Here is a 26362-nt window from a genome sequence, read left to right as displayed (position 1 = left end):
CTCTTCTTCACTCATCTTCTTGTACCTGGAAACAGTTCTGCGATCAACACCCAACTTTTTTGCAATTTTACTGTCCGAATTGCCCGGATTACTGGAAAGTTCTTTAACTTCGTACCACATACGTACCTTTCTAAGGTCATGTATCTGAGTCTTCATAGTGTTTGTATTTTCGTGAATTACAAATATATGAAGACTCTTCTTTAACCCTTTTTATGTACATTGCATATTGCCAATTTCTGTACATTCAATCTTGCCGAAAATTGTACATGCGAAGTTACTGATTACAAAGCCTCCGATAAAATACTCGTTTTAGTGACTATTGGTATTAAACTTATATTTGCAACTTATACGCCAAAACACTTATAAACCACCATTATAAGCCCAATAGCTTATAAATAATCTATCATAAAGATTGGGCTGTCATTATTTGTTTAGTGGGAGGTGGACAAGAAATTAATACCGGAGAAGCGGGTATCTCTGAGTGGCTTCACGCAATAGATGCAACTTTTTCCGACTGGAGTGTTTATATCTCACCTAATCTCACTGATTCGGAATATGCAGCGATGGAGACAATTCACATTTTGGAGGATAAAGGGAAGGTTCATTTTAGCGAAGACTTACACTTATCTGTTTCAATGCGTTCATTCCGAGCTGAAATTTCTTAAAGGTAACGGGAAAGAGTCCAACTTTTGGGAGTATATATTCCGAGAATAATGGACAATCTATTTTTTTGACTGATTACAGTCATTTGTTACCGACTCGATAATTTTTTATCGATCAATGCTAAATATCGAAAATCTTCTTTTCTTAATATTTCGTTTTGTCGATATGCGGTGACAACAGAGTATGCAGTTGACACAAGAGATGGAATTAACCAAAGTAAATTATTCTCTGGAGAATTAATAATTGCCATTCCGGATGCGGAAAGTGGAAAAATTGAACCAAACACAATTTTTCCAAAACCAGGCTTTTTCATTTGGCTAGCCAGAAACTCTTTTCTATCAGTAATTTCTTCAATTCTTATTTTATACAACTCTTCAAAATCTTCAATGTGACCTTTGTACTGATTCAGTTCAATTATAAGAGATTCTACTTTTCTTCTAAATCTTGATAATTCTGAATGATATTTTCCTTTAAAATTTTCAAGTTTCCCAATATTTAACTCCGATGGTAGAGGTAAAATATCCTGTAAAATCTTATCCCTCAATTGTAGTTTCTCCATATCTTGTTTTCTAATAGGCTTAAATCTAACCTCTTTTGTCAATCTATCAGTGACTGGTACCCTATTATCCTGAATGGCAATAATAGTTGCCAAGTATGTCATAAGCATAAATGCTGTCTTCGGTTCGACATGGTACCATGCCCAATCTTGACTTCGTTTTGCCAGTCCTAACTCTTCAAGTACATTCATTAATCCATTATCAAATTTTTCAACGTGAATTCTTGTATAGTGTCCATTCCTGAAATTTCTCTGTTTACTATCTATACGTCTTTTTGATGATAATAGCTCTTCTAAAAAACCAATTGTAAAATTTTCAAGTCCGTATGTGAAACCTATAGGATCAATTTGTTGAACTAAATTAGCATGAATTAGATCACGCATTTGTTTTGTATGTTTCTCCGGATTGTATAAATAGTCATTCGGTACAATTACGCCTAAATTATCAAAGTAAAGAAGAGCTCGATAAGTCCACAGATTTTCGGGGAGGCTTATATAAGGATAATATAAAATACTATCAGTCATAATTTCTTATTAAATATTAATAATAGATTGATCTTAGTCATAATAAACAACAATAGAGAAAGAATCATGTGTTCATCATATTCCATAGAATAATCCATTTTCCGGATTTAGTTGATCCAATGTGTTTTATAATACCAGCATCGGACATTACTTGAATGTGATATTTAATACTCCCGTGAGAATAACCCAATTGAATTTCTAATTCTTTTCGAGTTATAGATGGATTATTTTTTATTGCTTGTAAAATTTTTTCTTGGATGTTTCTTGGATGTTTCTTGGACGTTTCTTGGATGTTTCTTGGATGTTCCAACAGTTCTTCTTGTTTTTTTACTGGCTTTTCTTTGGTGATCTCTACTCCAAACCCTTCCTCTAAATACCTTTTCGATACATTTTCCACTACCCTGAACGCAGTTACCAGGGAAAAATCGAAAAATGCTTTTCCGTTTCCGTTTTCTTCCAACTCCTTCTGTACGCGATAAACGCCCCGACTGAAACGATTCACATATCCCAGCACTTTCATCGCCTCTGCAATAAAAGGATTACGGTAATCGCTGACATTGGGAAAGTTTTCCGGCGTCACTTTTCCATATAATCCACCGGGGTTTTGTACTTCGATACGATCGTCATATTCATAGAATTGCACAGGCCCATTGGCTTCATGGTCGCGGTGCATGATTGAATTCATAAGCAACTCACGTGTAGCCCAGTAAGGATATTTGGAGAACGTTTCCTCACGTAACACGCTCACCGGAATAGGACGTTTCTGTGATATACTTGTTTCGATAAACGTATCGATCTTTGGCAATACCACACAAAGATTCCCACTGAATTTATGTTCGTTGATAATATCTCCGGCCCGATCATTCCCTTTGAAACGAACATACTGAATATAGCACCCGGGCAAATAGCGTTCGGGATTCGTTCCGAAAAGGACGATGGCTCCATTAGTAGGACAGTCGTAACGCAAATCGTAAAATCCGAGCGATGCAAGTTGTTCTTCGATACTTCGCTTATCTTCAGCAAGCACATCTTCAGCAACGGCTTTGGGGAGGAACTCCTTTTTGATTAGTTTTACATCTAAATCGTTGATGGTCGTCCCCAGACACGGCATTGCATCGAATGTGTGTATATTTGACAAACGACGTTCGGTCAGTATTTTTACTTCGGCCTCGGTGGCCATGCTCTTGCGGGGACCAACCCGCACCCAAACACGTCCACGATAACGCACAGGCGGAAATTCCGACGGTTGGACTTCAGCTACCAATACATCGCCATCATCAAAACTAAACTTTTCAACTGTCATGACCGGTTGCGGTAAAATATTACCATCGGTACGGATATTGGCAATTTGTAACAACAGCCTGTCATCTACTTTCAAGCCCGATAATTTTCCGTTGTTATATGCACCGATAATCAGATATCCATTCTTACCGCTACCCGAAACATCATTGGAAAATGCACAGATCGCCTGACAAAACTTGTCCATATTATCCGTTGAAGTCGTACGCTCAACGTGATGACTTTCGGTATCGGAAAGGATATGTCGGAGTTGAGTTTGTGTGAGCATCTTTTACTTAGTGTTCTTACTTTCAATGAAAAGTAAAATTTTATACCTCAAATTTACAGATTTTCCAACGATAGAGAACAATTAACTCAACAATTCTATGGAAAAACCCGTACATTCCAGTTGATCTTAATTGATATGTTTATTTTTCACCAAATCAAAGAGGTTAAGTAAGCTTCATTTACATCATTTAAATCCTCAGTTAATCCCTTAACTATTCCCTGATCTTTTTTATTAAAGGAAAAACTGTTGGAACATCCAGAAAATATCCAGGAAGAAATTTTACAAATAATTAAAGAACAATCCATCGCTTCAATGCAATATGCAGCATGCCTACCGCCTGAATTATTATAAGTAAGATCGGATAGTTTATCGTCATTATGTTATATCAAAAATTGTTTTTGTTCTCATTGTCGGAATCTCCCTATTGCCTATCTTCTTTACGCAAGCTACGCAGATAACGGAGCCGGGCATCCGGACTATCTTGATGAATATTCTTGTCTTGATCCTTATCTTGCGGGTTTAACAGGAGACTGATATCCCAGCTTGTGTAATTTGCCAGGACATTATCGTGGGAAACCACCTTGAGTGTTTGTAAAACAGGAGCTGTAAGCGATAAGGGCAGCGTCTTGTCCTGAAGCAATTTTTCGAACAGGTCCATCATATCATCGCGGGCGTCGCTGTAGTCCATACTGTTAAAATCGTCAAACATCGAATACCATCTATCCTGTTCAAAGTGATTGTTAAGGGTGACAATCAACCGTGTAAGCAAACTAAGCGCATCACCGTATCGTTTCTGTCCGTACAGGGATGTGGCAATTTCCACCACATCTTCAATGTTGTTCGTTGTTTCATCCAGTTCCCAATCCTCCGAAGGCAGGGTGAACAACTCCTCCAGCAGAGGAGCGTATATGTCCATGGAGGGTATTTCCTGTGATGAGGCTTCAATTGAGCGTATCTTTTCGATACGCTCCATATTCTTTAAAAAATCGGATCGGCGCATGATTTGTGAGTTGTGATATCACTATAGCTCTGCATATAATCAAATCCTGTTCAACCTGCTTAACATCAATCCAGGGCACAACACTTCTCCATTCTGTGATAGCTAATTCAGGTATCATTCGTCTATTTCTATTTCTTCATTGATTACTAATTTCCACTGTTTATTATATGATGCATGCGTACTGTCATTTTCCGGTTTAAGGTCTGCTTTTCTGAATGACAACCCAGCCTGCAATGCTTTTTCCCGCAACGTTCCTGCAATTTCCTTATAAACAAGGATCTCATCCAGAATATAGCCTAAACGTTGTACTATTGTTGAGGTGAACAGAATAAAAAAATCGTTCTTTACCTTTCCAAAGTCCAGTTCTTCAGCTAACTCATTCAGAACAGTGGCCGCTCTGCTTAATCCTCCGATTTCATATTGGTAAAAAATCAAATCCATAGCGGTTAATTCCGGATTGGATATATTTATGACTCCGGTCTTTGTCGTTTTTTGTTGTATATATGTTTTCGGAATGCTTTTTTTTCCAACGAAATTGATCTTAACCCCATTTTTATGTTTATCCCGGTAATTGCCTTTGTCTGTTATGACTGTTAATTCCTGTGTCTGTTGATGAGATGCACCATGAAAAGCAGCGGCATTTAATAACCCGATATAATACTCTCTTTGTAAATAAGTCATTAACTGATCTATGTAAACAACAGGAGGAACAGTTCCTTTCAATTCATATTCCACAGGAATAACTACATAGAACCTTTTCCATACGGATTGTATCTTTCCTGCTTCTACCATCCTCCAGAGGGAAACACGTTTATTGTTTTCTGTTATTTGCGGAAAAGAGGCATCCACCTCATCAAGGGAAAAGGTTATTTTCCCTCTTTTAGGTAAATTGAGTATCCAATCCCTTATTGTCTGCTCTTTTTCCATTCAATCAGAATTACGTTTCAACTGCAAAAATATACATTTTATGTGTATTATCGCGAATAATATGATCTTTATTTCTACTCTCCATTTTTTTTTTAACAGAAACAAAATATAACGTTCTAACCGTACAAATATACCATATTAGTATATTATCGCGAACTTAATGTGATTATTCAGCAGTTCGGCATGAAGTCCTACGGTCAACCGCCTGCCCGATCCATGAAATCAACCGCTGATTAATAGATTCATGGATATCAGACGGTTCTTTCCTTATATGCAATGTCAGTTTATGGTCGAGACCAATGAAATACTCTTCATTGTAATGACTTACGGAAGGAGGATCCCATTATATCAAGTTGCCCACTCAACTCATGCGATTCTTAGAAAGATTTTAGTTTATAAATACCCCTACATTTATACTCAGAGTATGAATATCAGCATTTTCGTAAACTACATTAATCTTAAACAATGGACCCTTCTTTATGACTTTCCCTTTTTGATTCCTTTTATCAAGTGGTCCAAGGTAATTATCCCTTGGTGGACCAGCAAATCGAATTGGGAAACAATCGGACTTCTTGTATGCTCTACAAGGGTGCTTACACAGATACTCATTTCTTCAATAATTCTAAAAAAACCGCTCCACGTTTTGTAATCCTGAACCTCTGATCAGGATGATTTTTATTATCCGGAATTGTATATTCAATAAGTTTGTCTTCAATCAGTTTTGATAATGTCCTGTTTAAATAACCCGAGACTTGTTTCTTCCCAAAAGCTTCTGAAATATCTTTACGGGAAAGAGGAACATTCATTATTTTCCGAAGTATTTCAGAGTACATGGTACTATTGGACAACTCTTGCCCTAACTCTTGCCCTAACTCTTGTTCCTTGATATGATCAAGCTTTATAAACTGTACCTGAAAGGATAAACCTACTTCTCTCCACCGGAATTCGATTCGGGGATATTCCTTTAATTCATCGGCTATAAGCTTTAATCCGTTACCCCATTGGTCGATAATTCCCATCCGTTTGAAAACCGGGGCTATGATCTTATTAATGACATCACTTTGCCGGCTCTCCATTGCTGAATAATCGATCGAGGGAGGCAAAAGACCCGGACTGGTTATCTCCACCATATCATCATAAACAGCGACCTTAATATCCTTACCTGTGAGCGCATATTGCCTATGGACAACAGCATTTCTTATTGTTTCCCTTATGGCTTTGACAGGATATTCCCAACGAGATACCGTATAAACACCTTCAACAACGGCTCCTCTGTTTATATGGCGCAATATAAAATTATAAGCCTCTTCCGCTTGTATGGCTATATTGGAGATAATACTCTTTTGATCGATAAATTCTTCCGAGCTTGTTCCTTTAAATCTGGCACACTCAGGATTTACCCGTAGGCTACTCGATCTTTGGAGTTTCTTTAGATTCGTTAGGGGAACTCAGTTAGATCCGTCAGAGTTTTATTAGAGTTTATTTTGATATTTTGATATTTTCATTTTTTTGTTGATGTATCTTGTTTCTGATCATTCGTCAATGAAAAACTACCGTTCATCACAATAATTTTGCCTCGCTGACTTCGGAATATAGTTTTGTCTAAAAAAAGATGAAACGAATAATTTTGATTTTTACGCTCTGTTTTGTTGTTTTTCTGAGGCTTAATGCTCAGACCGGTCAGGTTGTATTGTCGGGCGTTGTAGAGGACAATAAGGGTGTGGCGCAGGAAAATGCTACTTTGTTATTATTGAATGCTGCTGATTCTTCGTATGTCTCTGGTACGGTGACGGATTTGTCCGGTAAATATAACTTCCTTGATGTACCGCGCGGTCGCTATTTGTTGGAAATAGCCATGTTGGGTTATGTAAAACAAATGAGGCCAATATTGATTGAAGGAGGGAAGAAGCAGATCCTCCCGCCAGTAGTTATGGAAGAAGATGTGCATATGTTGCCCGATGTGGTGGTCACGGCTGAGAAAAAACAGATAGAACTGGAGGCAGGGAAAACGGTTGTTAATATTTCTTCTTTGCTGGCGGCCTCCAAGAGCAGTGCGTTTGATGTGCTGAAGAATATTCCCGGTGTCCTGGTGCGTGAGGACGGTTCTATCTATTTGTACGGGCAAGCGGGAGTGAATGTGCTGATAGACGATAAACTAACTTATTTGTCCGGGGAAAATCTGGCGAACCTGCTCAGGGCTATTCCGTCCACTTCGGTGGACAAGATTGCACTGACCACACATCCGTCTTCCCGTTACGATGCGTCCGGTAATTCGGGTTTGATCAATATTCAGACCAAGAAAGTGAAGATACAGGGAGTTAATCTTTCGCTCTATTCTAATTATCAACAAGGAAAGCGCGCAAAAGGATATGAAAGCATAAACTTCTCCATGCGTGGGAACAGGTTGAATTTCTATACAGACTATTCCTATAATTGGGGCAAGAACTATATGGATATGGTTTCAGAGAGATATTATCCCCTGACTGAAAGTCAAGAGTCGGATATATTGACATTACGAATGACCGCCGACCGGCAAATGCGCCATAAATCTCATTTTATACGTAGTGGAGCAGGCTATGAATTGTCTGACCGAATCACATTAGATGCTTACGTTACGGCAAACTGGTACGAGTGGGGAAAGCATGAAACTACTGATTCGAGGTTTTTTATTTCTTCATCAACTGAGGATTCATTACGAATAACAGGGAATGTGTTAAAGGTTAAACATTCGAATTTTACCGGTGGAACAAGCTTGCTATATGCTTTCAGAGAAAAAGGAAAATGGGATGTTTCTTTCGATTTCCAGCGTTTTGGAAGAGAAAATAACCAATCGCAAAGTAGTCGTTTTGAAACATCTTCCACAAGTATGGACAACGATTTACTAACCGGAAATATGGATGGCGATATTGATATTAACACCGGACAAACAAATATTACCTATCCACTTTCCGAACGGACAACTTTAGATGCAGGTGCGAAAACAGCCTTTATCTCTATTGGCAGTACAGCATTGTATAGGAACTACTATGACGATGAATGGATGAATAATACACAGTTGAGCAATAGTTTCTTTTATGATGAAAACATCAATGCGGCTTATGTAAAATTGAAAACGACTATTTTGCCGTCTTTATCTGTTGATGCCGGATTACGTTTAGAGAATACGAATGTTAAAAGCCGGCAAACAGACTTAACCGAAAAAGGAGATTCGCTTTTTTCAAATCACTACACAAATCTGTTTCCCAATCTGATTACTCAATATAAATTATCCAAAAATCATTTATTATCATTCATGTATGGTCGCCGCATTAACCGACCAAATTACAGGGATCTAAATCCTTTTACTGAAATAAATGACACCTATACACGTGAACAGGGAAATACAGAACTCAAACCCGAGTTCTCCGACAATTTTGAATTGTCATATTTCTTCAGACAACAATATGGGCTTAACCTTCAATACAGCCGTCGGACAAACCCTATAGCCAAGAGTTATATCATAAAAGAAAATCAACTTATTATTGTTACCCCGAAAAATTTGCAGACAAACCATGCCTATCGGGTTCGTTTGTCTTTGAATAATATGAAGCCTTTTTTCTGGTGGACAATACATGTAAACGGGACATTGACATACAACCGGTTTAATTGGGCGTTAAACGACACGGAAGAAGTCAATGAGGCTCTGACACCTATGGTACATGTTAGTAATCAAATGAGTTTACCCTATGGGTGGACAGCAGAGATAACAGGCTTTTACAACGGACGGATGGCAGAAGGACAGGCACGCGTACATCCTCTTGGCCAGGTTTCAGCCGGAGTCAGAAAAAACATATTTAAGAACAAGGCCTCTGTTCAGTTCAGTATTGATGATATCTTTGCGACAAACCGTGTGCATATTGATTTGGTTGGATCAACAAAAGGCTGGTACAAGGAGAAAACGGATACCAGGATGGCAGGCGTGTTATTTATCTGGCGCTTCAATTCAGGAAGTGCAACAAAAGATTCACGACAAAACAATAGGTTAGAAGAAAGCAAAAGATTAAATTTGTGATACTGATGAATATAATAAAGAAAGATACCTTTTTCCGGTGGGTGATGCCCTTCTTCCTTGGCGTCGTGATGTTTAACGCACTCCGGGCAGTTACCGACCTGACCAAGAACGAAGGTTTCTGGACCGGTTCTCTTAGTCAGCATATTGTGTCGCAGTTGGTTGTAATCGGTATATGTTATGCTTTTGATATTATCTGGCGCCTTCGGTTTCAGAACAAGAAATATGATATACCGAAATGCGGTTTGTTTCAAAATGAATACCTTAAAATGTTCATCTCGCTATTTGTCGGGCTAAATGTGGTGATGTTTATTGGAGAGCGTATCGGCGTTCTCTATATGGGTAATGGGATTATTGATTACATGATTGCCAATGTAATATGTATTCCGATTGCTCTACTTTATTATTCCATGGTACGGAGCGATATGATAAACAGTAATTTCATTGAACAAGCCTTGCTGTTGGAGAAGGTTCGGAATGAAAACTTAGACACCGAACTCAAATACCTGAAAGCCCAATATCATCCTCATTTTCTGTTTAATGCTTTAAATACGATTTATTTCCAGACAAAGGAAGAGGAAGCCCGTAAAAGTATTGAGCTATTGTCCGAACTGTTACGCTATCAGTTGTACAATGTGAACAAGATTGTAACGGTCGGAGAGGAAATCAGCTTTATACAATCTTATATTAGTTTTCAGAAGCAGCGAGTCAGCAAACGCCTGCAACTGCAAGCCGATTACGATTCTTTATTGTCCGAACAGAAGATACATCCCTTACTGTTCCAGCCTCTTCTGGAGAATGCCTTTAAATATGTAGGAGGGGAGTATCGGATTTGGTTATCCTTTAAGCTCGAAGGAGAAGCGATCTGTTTTACGTTGGAAAATTCAATCGCCGACCTGAAGGATGAAGAAAAAAGAAAAGAAGGCATAGGCATTGAGAATCTGAAAAGGAGGCTGGAACTTTTGTACTCCTCCGCATACGAATTAAAGCTGACTCAGACAGTAAATACATATTCGGCCGAATTACGGATTAAACTGGAAAAGGATTGATATGGAAATAAAATGCATTATAACAGATGATGAACCAACTGCCCGTGCCGGACTGACCGAATACGTGGATAAAATTGACTTTCTGACTTTAGTCGGTGAGTGCGAAGATGCTATTCAACTGAATAATATGTTGAAGACCGTACAGCCGGACTTGCTCTTTCTGGATATTGAGATGCCTTATATGTCCGGCCTCCAGCTATTGTCGAGTCTCCGTAATCCTCCTAAAGTGATTATCACCTCCGCGTATGATCGTTATGCAATAGATGGATATGAGTTAGATGTGGTCGACTATCTTTTAAAGCCTATTTCGTTTGACCGTTTTCTGAAAGCTGTCAATAAGGTGCATAACCTGATTGGGCAAGAGCAACATGTTGATGACCAGAAGCATATTTTTGTAAGAACAGATAAGCAATTAAAGAAGGTGGTCTTGAATGACATCCTGTTCATTGAGAGCATGGAAAATTATGTTTTGATTCATACAGCAGGCTCAAAAGAAGTAGTTCGGATGGCATTGAAACAATTACTTGATATCCTACCGCAGAAAAACTTTTTGCAAGTGCACCGTTCTTATATTGTCAATACGCATCACGTGCAGGGTATTGATGGCAATACATTGGTTATTGGTCAGTATAAAATCACTGTCGCCCGTAATTTGAGAGATCGGGTGTTCGATATACTATTGTCGTGTAGATAAAGAAGATGGTGCATCAAACCATAAAATAACGACACTATCCCCTGAAGTGTGTAAGTAGTAAATGAAGGGTCTTTTTAAAAAAGATGGAGAAACCCTTATCACTAAAATACAGATTATCTGCAACTTATTTACTAATCATGAGTCCTTTACTGCAAAAAGCACACAAACAAATACGGTACTTACAGACTACTACAAGAACATTGTCATGTAAACCGGAATATAATCAACACCATTTTCTCTCTTATAATCCTTTGTATAAATCAAGTACTTATTCATTATACGGTCGGAAAATTTAATGCAGAACTCGTCTAACGATTTGTGAGACTTGTACCCTGAGGATTTCACCTCAATGGGAGATATTTTGTGTTTATCGGGTATGACAAAATCGATCTCATAATACTTCTTACCTTCGGCATAAGGAATTGTATGATAGAATAAATTCTTCCCTGTTGCCTTGAGCATCTGGGCGATGACATTCTCGTAGACATATCCTAAGTTAGTACTAAGTTTATCGTTAAGTAACTTATCGTAAATAATATTTTCTGTAAAATCGCTATCCATAAATGCAAGTGTAACAAACAAACCTGTATCTGATACGTACATCTTAAAGTATTCTTCATTTTTCGTCAGAGCTAAACCTGCATTGGGGTCATCAGAATGGTATACAACGTTAGTAGTCATAGAATCCTCCATAACTTTTACGATATTTATTACCCTTCCCACCTTCTCATCAGGAATAGCTTTTCCTACCTGGTAGCGTAATGTATTCTTGCTTAGCTGAGCAGGAATCGCATCATACATCGCTTTCGCTCTTCCTGAGTCATCCATTTTTCCAAAATCTTCTCCATATAGAGCAATGATATCTCGTTTCGCTAAATCTACAGCTGAAAAATTATTTGTTTTAATATATGCCGCAACGGCTTGTGGCATTCCTCCTACAAGCATATACAGACGAAAGTCCCGCATAAGTCTACGATGAACCGTATCCCCTAATGGCATCTTCTTTTCAAAAGCAGTACGCAATAATGGAATGGTTGTGGTATCACCAAGTGCCCATCTGAATTCTTCATAATCCATAGGGTACATATTCACTTTTGTCTCTTCACTGGGAATAATTATATTACGACTCTTTGATCTGACAGATATTAATGAGCCGGTCTCAATATAATCATATCGATGATCTTTCACCAAATGCTTGATAGCTTGCCTTGCCAATGGTTGCAACTGTACTTCATCAAAGATAATTACCGATTCCCTTTCGTGTAATTGTACTTGATAAATGAATTGTAATCTAAGGAACAGATAATTCAAATCTGAAACATCATTGAATAAATCACTTACCTCCCTGGATACTTTTGAAAAGTCTATCAATATGTATGATTTATACTCATTACGAGCAAATTCCTCTGCTATTGTAGATTTACCAACACGTCTTGCTCCTTGTATCAGTAAAGCGGTATCACCAGTACGTTCGGATTTCCATTTTAATATGGTGTTGTACATTTTTCTCTTGAAATAAATCATATTATACTCCATTGTCCACAATTTTATTAGCAAATATAATCCTAATAATAAATTCCACCAAATTTTAATACCCAAAATGCCGGTATACACTAAATGTTTTATATATGTTTTGCCGATTACCACCAAATCAATGGAAGATGATTCGTACGGGGAACTTTCTATCCGAAACAACATAATGAAGGGCCGGTTTCTGGGAGAATATTTCGAAGTGGATGGATATAAACTCACTTTGGAGCAATTCCGAACCTTCCGCGCCTTTGAAGGATTCAAATTCACAATGCAGTTTGATGACATCACTGATTGTTAGCAACACCTAAGATTATATTTTTGACAAATGCTTTATTATCAAAAACCGGGTGACAGGGGAAAGAGGTTGTTTTGAACTGATAAAATCAAAATCGGATCTGATGAATTATTACTATCGAAATACAATAAGTGATTTTCTACAAAGAAACACTGACGAAATCATTGGTTCAATTACCCGTGCCAACGAATTTACTCCATTCCACGGATGGGGAAAAGAGTTGATACGCTACCCGAAACATCATTGGAAAACGCACAGATCGCCTGACAAAACTTGTCCATATTATCCGTTGAAGTCGTACACTCAACGTGATGGCTTTCGGTTGTTGAATACATAGAGGATTATGCATCTGGATTTAATTCTCCAGAAACAGGAGATAATTCTCCAGAAACAGGAGATAATTCTCCAAGAAAATGTAAAAGTAGAGCTGTAGATAAGGGCATATGCTGCCAGATTTAATTTTCCAGGAATAAGATATATTTCACCAAAGAAAGGCAAAAGTGGCAATTATCATTCCGCGGCAATGTTTCTCATAAGTCAATACCCATATTTGCCTTTCAGCAATAGCAAGTGGATACGCTTTCCATCAAATTGTCCCTGTATTTTAGTGAAATAGTTACAGATTTTAGTCTTCGACTTACAGGGTAACGGATTTAACGGGTTCCATACGACAACCATTCATAATAATGGAGAACCGACTGTCAGTGATATGATGGCTACCGCAGCAAAGGTGGGACTTAATAGGCAACGGGCCAGTGAAATAATACAAGAGATAGAGACGCTCGTCAAAGAGAATAAAATTTAGGTTTTACTATTTCATTGTGTAAGGTGCAAAGGGATAACCGGCAATTGACTATACTTTAGTTAATTCTTCAAGCAATGCTCTCCTGTTCTTATATTGGATCCTCAGATCCCGGATCAGTTTATCAACTATCTGGCTGCCGCCTAATTTTTTCATTCTCCGCATATAACGGCACGCATCTTTATAGTGCGACCGTCCTATATTATTCTCAACAAAAGACCGGAGTTGAGTGTCATAAAGAGTTACCAGTTGCTCCGGATATAAAGTCCCCAAATGTTTTTCCGCTGCTTCTATCCGGGATAAGGAGGTATTTTTCTGCAACAGGGATAGATACCGTTCCCAATATTCTTCCCAGATATAGAAAGAAGCTAGCTTTTCATAATCCACCCACTCCCCTTTTTTGAAAATCTCAGCAATCATATTTTCAAGGTATTTATCCCATGAGCCAGCAGGGATTGTCTTTTTTAACAGGTCATAGTAATATTTCAACGATTGGGAGTATCCATTCCTATTCATTACGAAATAGCGGGCCAGGCGAATTGTATTTTCATTGTCACCTAGCTTTCGGTAGATATCCAATTGGTATTCCCGCCATTTGTCGGCTAATCCGACGAACTCGTTTCCGTCTTTTACGATGCCGTCATGCGTTAATTCAAGCGCATATTGATAATCTTTTACCCTTATTGCTTCCCCGATCAGCTTTTCCCTGAAATCGGGATTGGAAATATTTTCTTTCAAATATTGTATAACGGCCTCTTCGCTTTCCGTTTTTAACAACAGTTCCTGCATCAATTCCTGTGCCTTCCTGTAATCCCAGTCCCAGCTTTTTCCGGTTGGTTTGATCTTATTTATAATTGCTTTGATTTGTTCCTTCTCCTGAGAAGTTTTCAACAGACGGATCGCAAAGGATATCAGATCAAATTTCCAGTCCCAACCGTCTAACTTTCCACTCCCATAGGTAGTGACAAGTTGATTAAAAATATCAATACGCAATGATTCATCCATATTTTCATCAACAAGCGTGTCAAGGAGCCCGATAGCCTCTTCAATACAGCCTCCGATATAACCACCACTGTCATCAGCTGAATTCAGGACGGGAGTTACCTCTTCCAATATAGCAAAAATAACAGATAAAGCATTTTTGTATTTTTTGCTTTCAATATCCCTCCTGACATCATCCAACATCTCAGACACAGCCCTACTGAATTCTCCCGCTTCACGATATGCAATAAAACCATACCGACCTGAATAAACATCGGCCAGGTTTTGAATCCGGCCTTTATAAAACTCTTTGGATGCCGCTGCCGGACCATTCATATAGGCAAATTTTGTAAGGAATCGGAGCCTGAATTCTTTGTCGCTTTTACAAGTCTGCCGGATAAAATCTTTTAAATCATTATCCGACAAGGCCGTCAAGATTCTTTCTATTTGTTCGGGTATGGTTTCCTTCTTCGGTTGAGAACTTGTGACGGATATTTTTTTCTTTGCCACCGGTATATTGTCAATATCGATATAATCCTTTTGTAAATAAAAAAGAGTTGCTGCTATATGCTTGCATACCGGTCCCATATCATACGGGCAATCGCACCTATAATCTTCTACGATCCCATTTCGTATAGTCAGATTGACTGTGTAATCCTCCGATCCTTCAACCAAAGCTTCGTACTCTCCCGTACCAAGCTCTTCTATATGGCTGACATGTCCTTCCTTATAATATTGGAGGCCTCGTTTCAGGATAATTTCATCTATTTGATGTTCAAATTCGGATAGTGATATTTTCATATTTTTTCCAGCCTGATTGGCAAAAATGAGAAATTCAATCATTTCTTTCACTTTCCATATTTTCATGGAATGATTGTTTTAATGACCACACAAATATAGTTGTATTTTTACAACTATTTAATAAAAAATAATGATTACCCTCTTCTGGATTTACCTTAAATGACGATCTATTGAAACAGGGACAAGCAACAAAGCGGGAAAAGTAAGGTAGAGGTGGTAATCATAAATCGCATTTAATCAAATCCAATCAGTTCTCATCAGTCCTCAGTTGTCAGAATTATCCTGATACCCGACGGATCAGATACAACGTAGCCTTCATCCGTTTTTTCGAACTCCGGCACATTTGCCAATGCCGATTTCAAGCCGTTCTCCGAAACATATTTAATTGTGAAATGCTTCATCCTTGCCGTACTGTCCGGCGGCTGTGGTGCATGCGGCCCCTGCCAGGTATTGATCGCCATTCTGTGTTTGAAAATACCTCCCGCGCTCAAATCGGCAAATTTCATCCGGGGAACAAAATAATGTTCTTCAAAGCCGATTTTTTTATAGAATTCGTTTGCTTTTTGAAGATCGCCGACGTATAAGTGAATATGCCCGATAACGGTATCAACGGGTAATGGCTTTTGTATGCCGTCATGGGGGACGATTTGCATTAAGGAGCCTACGTCAAGCGGTGCGGATGCAAGCCTCTCTGTCCCGTCTGTGTCAAGGGAAAGCAGTCTTCCGTTCTTTGCAATATATTGGGAGAATCGTCCGGGGGTTTCAAACGTTATTTCCACCGTAATCCCGTCCGGATCGTCAAGATAGATTGCTTTGGAAATAGTATGGTCTGTCGGTGAAACCGGATATCGGTTGGAAATAAGCCGGGCAAGCACACGGGCAAACTCTGCCTCGGATTGCAGATGAATTGCAAAGTGGTAAAGTCCGCTATACCTCTGCTTTTTGGGGAGTTTTGCCGTTGGGTGCAGTACGACCAGTGTTTCGGTATCGGTACCCATTTCCAGATACCCGTTCTCTTTCCGTAACTGTAACCCGATAATATCCCTGTAAAACCAAAGTGATTTTTCCTTATGGGTTACTTCCAAGTGGACAGCCCCGAATTTCATACTATCTTTTGTCCTATCCGCAAGGAAATGATTCCTACTTTTGACCCATGAGTCCGGAGCTGCCATACACTTGTTATTTTATGGATTAATCAATTACTGTGATAAATTCTTCTTTTGGTGTGCGTACTTTCTTGAGGTTTACGAGCCAATCGTGTTGTTCATCCCTATAGCCGACAGGCAAGATAACGACACTCTTTAACCCTAAGGCTTCAAGCCCGAGAATTTCGTCCAGCTTAACAGAGTCAAAACCTTCCATAGGCGTGGCATCGACCTGTTGCTCCGCTGCCGCCGCAATCGCTAATCCGAATGATATATAGGCTTGTTTGGCAGCGTGATTCTTATGCCATTCTTCGCCCAGAGATTGATAATTACTCCAAAGCGATTGGCCATACTCTTCCGATGCATTATCAGGCAACCCACGTTCCCTTGATGTCTTTACCATCACATCCCCGATCTTTTCTGATGAATAGCTGTCCCAGGCAGCCCAAACGATCAGATGGGAACAATCTGTTATCTGGCTTTGGTTAAAAGCGGCCTCTTTTATTTTTTCAAGAACCTTCCTGTCGCTGATCACAAAAATCCTGTAAGGCTGTAATCCTGATGATGAAGGAGCAAGTCTTGCCGCTTCCAAAATGTAATCGAGTTTTTCTTTCTGAACGGTCTGCCCGTTCATTTTCTTTGTGGCATAACGCCAGTTCAAGTTATTTATTAATGACATACTTTTTTAATTTGATATTGTTGCAATTTTTATTGATAAAATAGTTTTTGATGGTGCAAATTTAGCTATATTTGCTATATAATAGTAACTACTATACTTATGTATATTGATATACTTTAGTATAGTATCAAAGAGATCAGGCATATATGAATCATTCGATTGGACTGAATAAAGCAAAGCAATGTGCAGGCAGCTATGTATTGGCAATCAATGACACGATGAATGTTGTCAGTGGCAAATGGAAGTTACCCATCATCGGGGCATTGCTTTTCGGCAAAAAACGCTTCAAGGAGCTGGAAAGGAACATCCCCAGGATCACTCCGCGGATGTTGTCTAAAGAGTTGAGGGATCTGGAAGTGAACGGCATTGTGACAAGAACGGTTTACGATACGGTTCCTGTTACGGTGGAGTATGAACTGACAAGATCCGGCCAATCCCTGACCAAAGTGTTGGACGTAATGGTGGAATGGGGATTGGAACATCGGGAAAATACAGTAGGAAAGGCAGTGTAAACTATTCCTGCCATACTATTGTTCATTCTTACGATATGGATAAAGGTGTTAAGTAGTATACCTGTTATCCCCAAAACAGATTAATTTACTACTGAAAAATCATTATTTTAGGGTATTGCATCCTACATCGCAAGGAAGTAATTTTATTTTTTAATTGATATACTCCGCAAGGAGATGGATGTTTAAGGAAGAACAATAAAAATTATGGTGATGGTCAGTCATTTAAATTCAGCATGCGATAATTGCAGGAAACATGCTGAACATGAGAAAAGGCTATATTGTGTGAACGTGGCGGAACGGGAAGTTTTTGATATCTTCAGGATTTTAGGAGTTCCCATGAACGAACAGGATATTCTGGTTCAGACAATCAATAAGGAAAATACCTGCTGGTATAATCTGAAAACATTGCTGGATACGCTTGTGCGCAATAAATAGTCTTGTAGTAATAAACATTTTAAAATTCACAGTTATGTATGTAATTTCACGTAATATGAAAGTGGCGAAAAATATTTCGGACGCTGTAATAGAGGATTTATTGCTCCCTTCCAGGGCTAACAAAGCAGAAGGCTTTATCCGCCGCGAAATATTGGTCAACAAAGAGGCGGACGATTTTGATATCATAAAAGTGCTTATTTACTGGAAAGATAAAGAGTCTCAGGAAAAGTGGCACGCCAGCAAAGAGCATTCACAATCGCATATCGACAAGCATAAACTCAGGAAAGAAATGGGGAAAGAACCTATAAACCGTAAAGACCTGAATATGACTTTTGAAGAATTTGAACTTATCGCAACCTTCGCCGCTGAATAGTAATAAAACAGCTTGTAAACATCCCATCCGTGTTACCGAAACGGGATGCAACAATCAAAACCTCAGAATCTTTCAACTCCTTTTTCTGGCAATGACATGCAAATGAGAGTTGGAAGATTTTTTTCAGATCCTTTGAAATAGAAAATAAATAGTTTTAGTTATATGAAAAAGTTTTTCTTTGTTTTCTTATTATTTTGCGGATATATCAATGCCCAAACGCTGGATCTGCAACAGGCAGAAAAAATATTCAGGCTGCCTGTCCATTGTATAGAGATTGAATATCCCAATAAGCTGGGACAGGTATTAGGCAGTACGGATGAACTGAAAAATCCGAAAGAGTTGCGTCCTGTATTCTATGGCTGTTTCGACTGGCATTCAGCGGTACACAGCTATTGGTCCATTGTAAAATTATTGAAGGATTATCCTCAACTGGATAACTCAGGAGAAGTAAGGGCCATTCTGAACAGGAATATAACACTGGAAAATGTATTTGTAGAATCGGCTTTTTTTGAGGATTATAACAACCGGAACTTTGAGCGCACCTATGGATGGGCATGGTTGTTTCAACTACAAAGCGAATTGCTCTCATGGGATGACCCCGATGCCCAACGGTGGGGTCAAACGCTAAAGCCTTTAGCAGACATACTCGTGGACAAATATAAAGAATATCTGCCGAAGCTCTACTACCCTATCCGCACCGGACAACATGAGAATACTGCTTTCGGGCTCTCTTTATCTATCGATTATGCCCGGTGTACAGGCGATAAAGAGTTTGAACAACTGATCACAGCGCATGCAATAAGATTGTATGGAAACGACCTGAACTGTAACCTCTCTTATGAGCCCGGCGGCAGTGATTTTCTTTCCCCTTGCCTTGAAGAGGCCTTGCTGATGAGTAAAGTATTGGATACAGAGGAATACCGTGTATGGCTGAAGAATTTCCTGCCGGAGATGTCTGATCCCGGTTTCTCACTGGAGCCCGGTAAAGTTTCGGATCGTACGGATGGACATCTGGTTCATCTCGACGGATTAAATTTCAGCAGAGCGACATGTTTCTACAGTATTGCGAAAAAACTGCCCGAACTGGAATATCTGAGAACGATAGCGGACAATCACCTCAACTATTCACTGGATAATATAACTGATGATGATTATATGGGCAGCCATTGGTTGGGCTCTTTTGCGCTTTATGCATTAATGAATAAATAGTCCTATGAGAATCGGAACAAAGTTCATCAGAATTCTTCGTCGTCCATCATTGGCTGCTGGCGATCATTATTCCGGTTGCCGTTCATATTGCCGAAAGAATAAGTAAGGGTCAGACCGATGGTTCTTCCCGAGACCCTGAACATATTTTCCTGCTGGAATCCGGCGCCGGAAGTGACCGTAACCCTTCTCCGGGTCTCAAAAATATCCCGTCCGTTGAGTGTCAGATGCAATGCCCGGTTGAGGAATGATTTCCGGAAACCGATATCGACCGATCCGTTCGGCTTCGTGTATCCCTGTGAGATGATCTGCCTGGAATTATAATTTCCCGTAACCTGCATGGTGATGTCGTACGGCAGGGCGGCATTGGCTACGATGCGCCCGTTCCAGGAAAAATCGTCATCAGCCTCACCCGTTACCGGATCTTGTGCTCCGGTAGGAAGATAGCTAAACCCTGAAATACTGTTGTAATAGAGATTAAGGGTGGACGTGAGATCCAGGATACGGAACAGGCTGTTCTTGACAATGAACTCCACGCCGGCAGACTGTGTTTTTGCGACATTCGCGTGCGTACTCATCATGATGTTATCGGCGTTCAGATAGTTGATCCGCTGGATCACATCGTCCGTATTCCGGTAATACAGCGAAGTGGATAACATGTGATTATCCCAGCTTTTGATATAATTCAGCTCCAGCGCATTGGAATATTGCGGTGTCAGATACGGGTTACCGTACGTGATATTGGTCGAATCCATCACGTTCATGAAAGGGTTCAACTGCCCTCTGCGGGGGCGGGAGACCCTTCGGGTGTAATTCAACTGGAGTTCGTTATTTCCGGGTAATGTGTAGGATAGGAAAGCGCTGGGATAAAGGCTCAGGTAATCATCCTCATAAGGAGCTACATTGTCTTCCGTTTCCCCGTATGCCAGGGATTTGGTATCCATCCGGGTATATTCGCCTCTTAATCCCGTCTGGAATCCGAAGTTACCGATTCGTTTCGAGTAGGTGGCGTACAGTGCATGCACATCCTGGTTATACCGGAAAAAATTGTAAAGGTCCTCATCGAACACAGCGGATTCTTCGGTGGCTCCCGAAACGGTTTCCACCGGGCTTTCTGTCCGCGACAGATCTCCCTTGTAACCGGCTTCGACCTTGTTCTGCTGCCCGAATTCGGTGACATAGTCGAGTTGTATCTCCCATGACCTCGATTTATTATCCTGATGCTGGAACTGGTAGGAACTGCTCTCACTTCCGTCGGCAAACTCGGACTGCTGGGTAAACCGGGATCTTTCCTCACGATCCATTGCATGGTGAGAAACAGTCAGGTCAAGATTGCTCTTCTCACTGAAATCCCTTCTGTAATTGAATTCCACATTTCCCATCTTCATGTTGTTTTCATTCTCCGAAAGCCGGAAGCTCCGGACAAATGAACCCGGGACGTTGCTGCTGTAATCCATGCTGTCGTCTTCCTTTTCAAAATCAAGCAATCCGAATGTATTGATACTGAAATGGTCCTTTGTCGTGAGATGATACGTAATTCCGGCACGGCCGAAATAAGGCCATTCACGCTCTTCGTCGCCCCTGATCTGGTTAAGGTATGAATGTACATTTCCGGCATCGTCCGTATAATTGCGGTACGTATACCCCCTCCCTTCCCTTTCGCGCACACGGTGACCGATATTCAGGTAAGATTCGAACTTTCCGCTGCTGTAATTGATGTTACCGCTCATGTTATAGCCGTTGCGGCTGTCTGCCCCTGCCTGTATACTGCCGTAATATCCGGCTTTGCGATCCTGTTTCAGGATGATATTGATGATCCCGGCAGTACCTTCCGGATTATATCTGGCAGAAGGATTCGTGATCAGTTCCACCCGTTCGATGCTTTCCGCCGGCAGTTGTTCCAGCACCTGGGCGCGGTTATCTGCCGACAGGCCGGAGGCTTTGCCGTTTATCCAGATGGTGACACTGGCATTTCCGCGTAAAGAGATCTCCCCTTCGGGATCGACTTCCACCGAGGGGATATTTGCCAGCACGTCGCTGGCGGAACCTCCGGTGGATGCGATGTTCTGAGCGACATTGAACACCCGCCGGTCTATTTCGAACCTCATCTGGGATTGTATGCCTTCAATAACCACTTCATCAAGCATCTGCACATCTTCGGAGAGTTGGAGGGTCCGGAAATTGACGTCCGGCCGGGAAGCCGATATGGTGAATTCTCTTTCCAGCGTCGTAAAACCGATCATGGAAATGCGGAGAATGTAAGTGCCGTTTTCTATGTTATCAATCCTGAATTCACCGCTTTCGTCGGTCGGTACGCCTCCGACCAGGGCATTGGTACTGGCGTTCTCAACGCTGACCGTGGCATAGGATAAATTTTCCCGTGTTCCGGCATCCACTACTTTTCCGCGGACGCTTCCCTGATTAGCCGAAAGGGACAGAAAATAAAATAACATCGAAAAGGATAGTAAAAATATTTTCATTCTATTTCTGATTGATTTTACCTAAAATATATCTTTGCTCTTGCAAAATTGCAGCATATCGACGTTCGACAAACCGCTTTTTCCGTTAAAACGAAAAAAATATCGGTGTAGACGAAATTATCACGGCTGTAAATCCGGATGTTTTTAAGAACGAATCTCAGAAAATTCTTACTTTTGTAAAAAAAGGAAGCATTACGATGGAACTGATCACAAAACTGTCCAACAAACGTTTGATGATGCTGAGCCTGGTATTCGGGCTGTTCATCGTTTATCCCAATATGGTCAAGCTATGGGGAAAGTACAGCGCGGAATACCTGGCGAATTTTGGTTTTTTTATATTCCGCTATCTCTTTTTCAGTGCATTGATTTGGATATTGGTATGGACCAATATACGGAATATGAACCAGGCCCTTTTTTTCAGGAGAATTGCCGTTTCCGTGCTGTTGACAAGCGTGGCGTATGCCTTGTACGTTTCCATATCCAGAATTACCGATAAAAACCTGGACCAGTTCAGCGGCTTGCTGATATTCCAGTTTATCGTGGTATGCGCGCTTTGCCTGTTGCTCGGTTATACTTATACTTTCTATATAAAGCACCGGGAAAAAGAACATGAAATCGAACAATTGAAACTCGACAACCTCCAAAGCCGTTGCGAAGCGCTGACAAACCAGATCAACCCGCACTTTTTCTTCAATTCGCTGAACGGGTTAGCGGCATTGGTGCGTAACCGGGACAAGGAAACCGTCCTTGAATACATCAACAAACTGTCGAACGTGTTCCGGTATATCCTGCAGAGCGACAGGAAAGGGCTTGTGCAACTGGAGGAGGAGCTCGGTTTCCTGGATTCCTTCCGCTACCTGCAGGAAGTACGGTATGCCGATAAACTGTCGTTTGCGATAGATATCCCCCAAAACAAACGCAACCTGCTGATACCGGCACTTTCTTTTCTTCCGCTGCTGGAAAATGTGATCAAACACAACATGATCGACAGTGAAAATCCGATGGTGGTTTCCATTGCACTGAATGGAGGGGATGAGTTGATATTTTCAAATCCGATACAGAAGAGACTGGACCCGCCGACCGAAAGCGGGATAGGGCTTTCAAACCTGATCAGCCGTTTTTCACTGCTGCTTGACAGCGAGGTTAGGGTTGAAACCGATGGCGGGATCTTTCGGGTGTTCTTACCATTAAAGGAAAAATCGTATGAAGGTATTGATCGTGGAAGATGAAACGGTGGCTGTCGATAACCTGAGAACCATATTGGCCGACCTTGCCCCGGAAATTGAAATCGCCGGAATTACCGAAAGTGTCTCCCAAACGGTACGATGGCTGGGAAAAAACCATGCGCCGGACCTGATTTTCATGGATATCCATTTGTCTGACGGCTCCGCGTTCAATATTTTTTCGGCTATTACGGTAGAAATCCCTATTATATTTATTACGGCTTATGATGAATATGCAATCGAGGCGTTCAGGGTAAACAGTATCGATTACATCCTGAAACCCATTGATCCAGTATATTTAAAACGGGCGCTGGATAAATATCATAAACTGGGACGTACGGAAATTCACCGGTATTTGTCTAAGATGCCGGAACTGAGCCTTGTACAAGGTTATCCCGAAAGGCTCCTGATCCCCATAAACGACAAATTGTTGCCTGTGTCCCTTGCCCAGGTATCCTGTTTCTATACCTCGTCCGATGACACAAGGGTGTTTATGCGTAACGGTGAGAACTATCCGTACAGGAAAACGCTCGACAGCATTATGTCGACATTAAACCCGAAAGAATTCTTCCGGGCGAATAAACAATTTATCGTAGCAAAGAAAAGCGTGAAAGATATCACCATCTGGTTTGATAACCGGTTGCTATTGACGCTTGATACGGCAATCCCCGAAAGGATCTATGTGAGTAAGAACCGGGCATCCGAATTCCGGCAATGGATTGTGGAGTAATGCGGTTTACAATGTAGACCTCTTCTGACGGATGGCATTTATATCTTTGAATAGCCACTGTAAGTCATCTCGTCCGGTTGGCTATCCTTTAATCCGTAATGACAATATTCACGGCATTCATCCCTTTTTTGCCGCGTTCCAACTCGAAGGTAACCTTATCTCCTTCATCGATAGAAGCCGGTGCGCTGCTGATATGGAAGAAGTATTTATCCATATTGGCCGCATTCTTGATAAAGCCGTATCCTTTGTCGGGATTGAAATATTCCACCCGTCCCTTGAGTTCGGGCTCCACGACATCTTCCTTCTTTGGAGTGGATACCACGATATTGTCGATATCAATTTCCTGCTTTCTTACCGGATCCGGTGGAGTGTCGGTGATCACCCCGTTTTCATCCACATATGCGATCATATCATCCAATGAGCCGGAACCTGCATTGGCTTTGCGCTCTTCTTTACGTTTTTGTTTTTCCAAACGTTTTTCCTGTTTTTTCTTTTCTATGTCTCTTTTGTTATACGAAACTGATTTAGCCATATTTATACCTGAAATATCTTTATTTATTTTTTGTTTATTGAATTGTTGTTTAGCTTGCTACCACAAGGGTTTTTCCCGTCAATTTCTGGATATCTTTTAACATATCCCTCTCTTCATCGGCACAGAACGTCAACGCAGTACCTGTATTCCCTGCCCTGCCCGTGCGGCCGATGCGATGCACATAGGTCTCGGCCACATCCGGAAGATCGTAGTTGATGACCAGTTCCAGATTGTTGATATCTATTCCCCTGGCTGCAATATCGGTCGCGATAAGGGTTTGTATTTTGTGCGATTTAAAATCAGACAGCGCCTTTTGTCTGGCATTCTGCGATTTATTCCCGTGGATGGCTGCACTGTTTATTCCGGACTTGCTAAGTATCCTTGCGATCTTATCCGCTCCATGTTTGGTGCGGGAAAATATCAGTACCGATTTCTTTCTATCCTTTTTCAGCAGGTCTATCAGCAGATTTTTCTTCTCCGGTTTTTCTACAAAATAGATATATTGCTCTATGGTGTCCACTACCGACGATACCGGCGCCACCTCTACCCTGACCGGCTTGTGCAGGATAGAGCGTGAGAGATCAGCTATAGAAGACGGCATGGTAGCCGAAAAGAAGAGGGTTTGCTTCACCCTGGGGAGTTGTGGTAACAACCGCTTGATATCGTGGATAAATCCCATATCCAGCATCCGGTCAGCTTCATCCAGCACAAAATGGCGGATAGACTGGAGACTGATGATCTTCTGGTTCATTAAATCGAGCAGACGTCCCGGAGTAGCTACCAATATATCTATCCCCTGTTTCAATGCATTTACCTGTGCATTCTGCTTTACTCCACCATAAATCACACAGTGGCGAAGCCCCGTATAGCGGATATAATCGCTCAGGCATTCGTTGATCTGGATAGCCAGTTCCCGCGTAGGTGTTAAAATCAACGCTCTGATCTCTCTTTTTCGACCCTGAGATTTATTCAAATAGAGTTGTTGTATGATGGGAAGTACAAAAGCTGCGGTCTTTCCTGTGCCGGTTTGTGCCAGTCCTAAGATATCACGGTTGTCAAGTGCCGGGGCAATAGCCTGTTGTTGTATTGGTGTGGGAATTGTATGTCCTTTTTCGTTCAGAGCCCTCAATACCGGCTCTACAATAGATAATTCTTTAAATGTCATGTTTTAATATTAAACAAGATGTGTCACGTTAAATTGTATGGGCACATTCTTGCAACTGATTGATAACTTAAACAAATAAGTTGATTTTGATGTCGATTTCGGCGATGGGAAGACCCGCAAAAAACAGCGGAGCAAAACATTGATGAAGAAAGATCCAATATGAACTTAATTGCTAATGGGTACAAAGATACGAAAATAAATCGGTTTATTAAGTATTATTCAATTCGTTTTGAAATTATATACAGCTTTGGTGCCTCAATAATAAATGTTTTTTATTGACAAAACCCGGATTATTCATCATTTATATATATCTTTGTGATATCTCTGTTAGGGGTGCTTTTTATAAAGAGCTGAGATCAAACCCTTGAACCTGATATGTTGTAATTGACATCGTAGGGAAACGGAAATTTAAAAAGATTACGTTTACATAGTATTCAATGT

The 26362-nt window shown here is 40.6% G+C and carries 23 protein-coding genes and 1 riboswitch; of the genes, 10 read left to right on the top strand and 13 right to left on the bottom strand.

What is annotated here, in order from left to right; genetic code table 11:
• The 6 genes from F597_RS23155 to F597_RS21035 form a co-directional block, all read right to left on the bottom strand.
• On the bottom strand, positions 1-120 hold a 120-nt coding region (locus tag F597_RS23155), incomplete at its 3' end, for a helix-turn-helix domain-containing protein (RefSeq protein ID WP_425413906.1).
• A 631-nt stretch (positions 121-751) separates the two neighbouring features.
• A complete protein-coding gene (locus F597_RS0115765) occupies positions 752-1744 on the bottom strand; it encodes a hypothetical protein (protein ID WP_019540725.1) in 993 nt (330 codons plus the stop codon).
• A 64-nt stretch (positions 1745-1808) separates the two neighbouring features.
• The gene (locus F597_RS0115760) at positions 1809-3311 is read right to left on the bottom strand and encodes an RNA-binding domain-containing protein (RefSeq protein ID WP_026327525.1); all 1503 of its coding nucleotides are present in this window, start codon (positions 3309-3311) and stop codon (positions 1809-1811) included.
• Positions 3312-3732: 421 nt separating this feature from the next.
• Positions 3733-4284, bottom strand: a complete 552-nt coding sequence (locus F597_RS0115755) for a hypothetical protein (protein ID WP_169337990.1) — start codon at positions 4282-4284, stop codon at positions 3733-3735.
• 141 nt (positions 4285-4425) lie between these two features.
• Positions 4426-5238, bottom strand: a complete 813-nt coding sequence (locus F597_RS0115745) for a type IV toxin-antitoxin system AbiEi family antitoxin domain-containing protein (protein WP_019540721.1) — start codon at positions 5236-5238, stop codon at positions 4426-4428.
• Positions 5239-5843: 605 nt separating this feature from the next.
• Positions 5844-6527, bottom strand: coding sequence for an ATP-binding protein (locus F597_RS21035; RefSeq protein ID WP_019540720.1), 684 nt, complete (start codon positions 6525-6527; stop codon positions 5844-5846).
• Between the two features lie 323 nt (positions 6528-6850).
• Between F597_RS21035 and F597_RS0115735 the strand changes: the two genes are divergently transcribed.
• The 3 genes from F597_RS0115735 to F597_RS0115725 are packed head-to-tail and all read left to right on the top strand — an operon-like array spanning position 6851 to position 11029.
• Positions 6851-9289 (top strand): TonB-dependent receptor domain-containing protein, encoded by a 2439-nt coding sequence (locus F597_RS0115735; RefSeq protein WP_019540719.1) that lies wholly within the window; start codon positions 6851-6853, stop codon positions 9287-9289.
• Between the two features lie 5 nt (positions 9290-9294).
• Positions 9295-10335 (top strand): sensor histidine kinase, encoded by a 1041-nt coding sequence (locus F597_RS21030; RefSeq protein WP_157279189.1) that lies wholly within the window; start codon positions 9295-9297, stop codon positions 10333-10335.
• 1 nt (position 10336) lies between these two features.
• Positions 10337-11029: a LytR/AlgR family response regulator transcription factor gene (locus F597_RS0115725; RefSeq protein WP_019540717.1), complete on the top strand. Its 693-nt coding sequence runs from the start codon at positions 10337-10339 to the stop codon at positions 11027-11029.
• A gap of 189 nt (positions 11030-11218) precedes the next feature.
• Here F597_RS0115725 and F597_RS0115720 read toward each other — a convergent pair whose 3' ends face one another.
• Positions 11219-12565 (bottom strand): ATP-binding protein, encoded by a 1347-nt coding sequence (locus F597_RS0115720; protein WP_019540716.1) that lies wholly within the window; start codon positions 12563-12565, stop codon positions 11219-11221.
• Positions 12566-12629: 64 nt separating this feature from the next.
• Between F597_RS0115720 and F597_RS23150 the strand changes: the two genes are divergently transcribed.
• A complete protein-coding gene (locus F597_RS23150) occupies positions 12630-12860 on the top strand; it encodes a DUF7713 domain-containing protein (RefSeq protein WP_019540715.1) in 231 nt (76 codons plus the stop codon).
• Between the two features lie 850 nt (positions 12861-13710).
• On the opposite strand, the gene F597_RS0115700 is transcribed toward F597_RS23150, so the two are convergent.
• From F597_RS0115700 to F597_RS0115690, 3 genes are all read right to left on the bottom strand, one after another.
• A complete protein-coding gene (locus tag F597_RS0115700) occupies positions 13711-15507 on the bottom strand; it encodes an SWIM zinc finger family protein (protein ID WP_019540712.1) in 1797 nt (598 codons plus the stop codon).
• Positions 15508-15698: 191 nt separating this feature from the next.
• A complete protein-coding gene (locus F597_RS0115695) occupies positions 15699-16613 on the bottom strand; it encodes a VOC family protein (RefSeq protein ID WP_019540711.1) in 915 nt (304 codons plus the stop codon).
• A gap of 19 nt (positions 16614-16632) precedes the next feature.
• A complete protein-coding gene (locus F597_RS0115690; protein ID WP_019540710.1) occupies positions 16633-17265 on the bottom strand; it encodes an NAD(P)H-dependent oxidoreductase in 633 nt (210 codons plus the stop codon).
• Positions 17266-17411: 146 nt separating this feature from the next.
• Here F597_RS0115690 and F597_RS0115685 point away from each other — a divergent pair, with 146 nt between their 5' ends.
• The 4 genes from F597_RS0115685 (at position 17412) to F597_RS0115670 (ending at position 19794) form a co-directional block, all read left to right on the top strand.
• Positions 17412-17777: a winged helix-turn-helix transcriptional regulator gene (locus F597_RS0115685; RefSeq protein WP_019540709.1), complete on the top strand. Its 366-nt coding sequence runs from the start codon at positions 17412-17414 to the stop codon at positions 17775-17777.
• 210 nt (positions 17778-17987) lie between these two features.
• Complete coding sequence (locus tag F597_RS0115680) at positions 17988-18212, top strand: hypothetical protein (protein ID WP_157279187.1); 225 nt, start codon at positions 17988-17990, stop codon at positions 18210-18212.
• A 34-nt stretch (positions 18213-18246) separates the two neighbouring features.
• Complete coding sequence (locus tag F597_RS0115675; RefSeq protein ID WP_019540707.1) at positions 18247-18585, top strand: antibiotic biosynthesis monooxygenase family protein; 339 nt, start codon at positions 18247-18249, stop codon at positions 18583-18585.
• Positions 18586-18747: 162 nt separating this feature from the next.
• The gene (locus F597_RS0115670) at positions 18748-19794 is read left to right on the top strand and encodes a DUF2891 domain-containing protein (RefSeq protein WP_019540706.1); all 1047 of its coding nucleotides are present in this window, start codon (positions 18748-18750) and stop codon (positions 19792-19794) included.
• Positions 19795-19820: 26 nt separating this feature from the next.
• Here the strand turns inward: F597_RS0115670 and F597_RS0115665 are convergent, their stop codons facing one another.
• Positions 19821-22271: a TonB-dependent receptor gene (locus F597_RS0115665; RefSeq protein ID WP_026327523.1), complete on the bottom strand. Its 2451-nt coding sequence runs from the start codon at positions 22269-22271 to the stop codon at positions 19821-19823.
• 197 nt (positions 22272-22468) lie between these two features.
• Between F597_RS0115665 and F597_RS21025 the strand changes: the two genes are divergently transcribed.
• Both F597_RS21025 and F597_RS0115655 read left to right on the top strand, forming a co-directional pair.
• Positions 22469-23500: a sensor histidine kinase gene (locus F597_RS21025; protein WP_019540704.1), complete on the top strand. Its 1032-nt coding sequence runs from the start codon at positions 22469-22471 to the stop codon at positions 23498-23500.
• Positions 23475-24224 (top strand): LytR/AlgR family response regulator transcription factor, encoded by a 750-nt coding sequence (locus tag F597_RS0115655; protein WP_019540703.1) that lies wholly within the window; start codon positions 23475-23477, stop codon positions 24222-24224. Before F597_RS21025 ends, F597_RS0115655 begins: the two co-directional genes overlap by 26 nt.
• 88 nt (positions 24225-24312) lie before the next feature.
• Here F597_RS0115655 and F597_RS0115650 read toward each other — a convergent pair whose 3' ends face one another.
• Positions 24313-24756: a cold-shock protein gene (locus tag F597_RS0115650; RefSeq protein WP_019540702.1), complete on the bottom strand. Its 444-nt coding sequence runs from the start codon at positions 24754-24756 to the stop codon at positions 24313-24315.
• A 49-nt stretch (positions 24757-24805) separates the two neighbouring features.
• Positions 24806-25921 (bottom strand): DEAD/DEAH box helicase, encoded by a 1116-nt coding sequence (locus tag F597_RS0115645; protein WP_019540701.1) that lies wholly within the window; start codon positions 25919-25921, stop codon positions 24806-24808.
• Between the two features lie 319 nt (positions 25922-26240).
• A riboswitch (TPP riboswitch) is annotated at positions 26241-26337 on the top strand.
• Positions 26338-26362 lie beyond the last annotated feature (25 nt).

The organism is Proteiniphilum acetatigenes DSM 18083 (assembly GCF_000380985.1).
Lineage (GTDB): Bacteria > Bacteroidota > Bacteroidia > Bacteroidales > Dysgonomonadaceae > Proteiniphilum > Proteiniphilum acetatigenes.
Note: the sequence above shows the minus strand (reverse complement) of the source record. Positions and strands in the feature narration are given on the sequence as shown.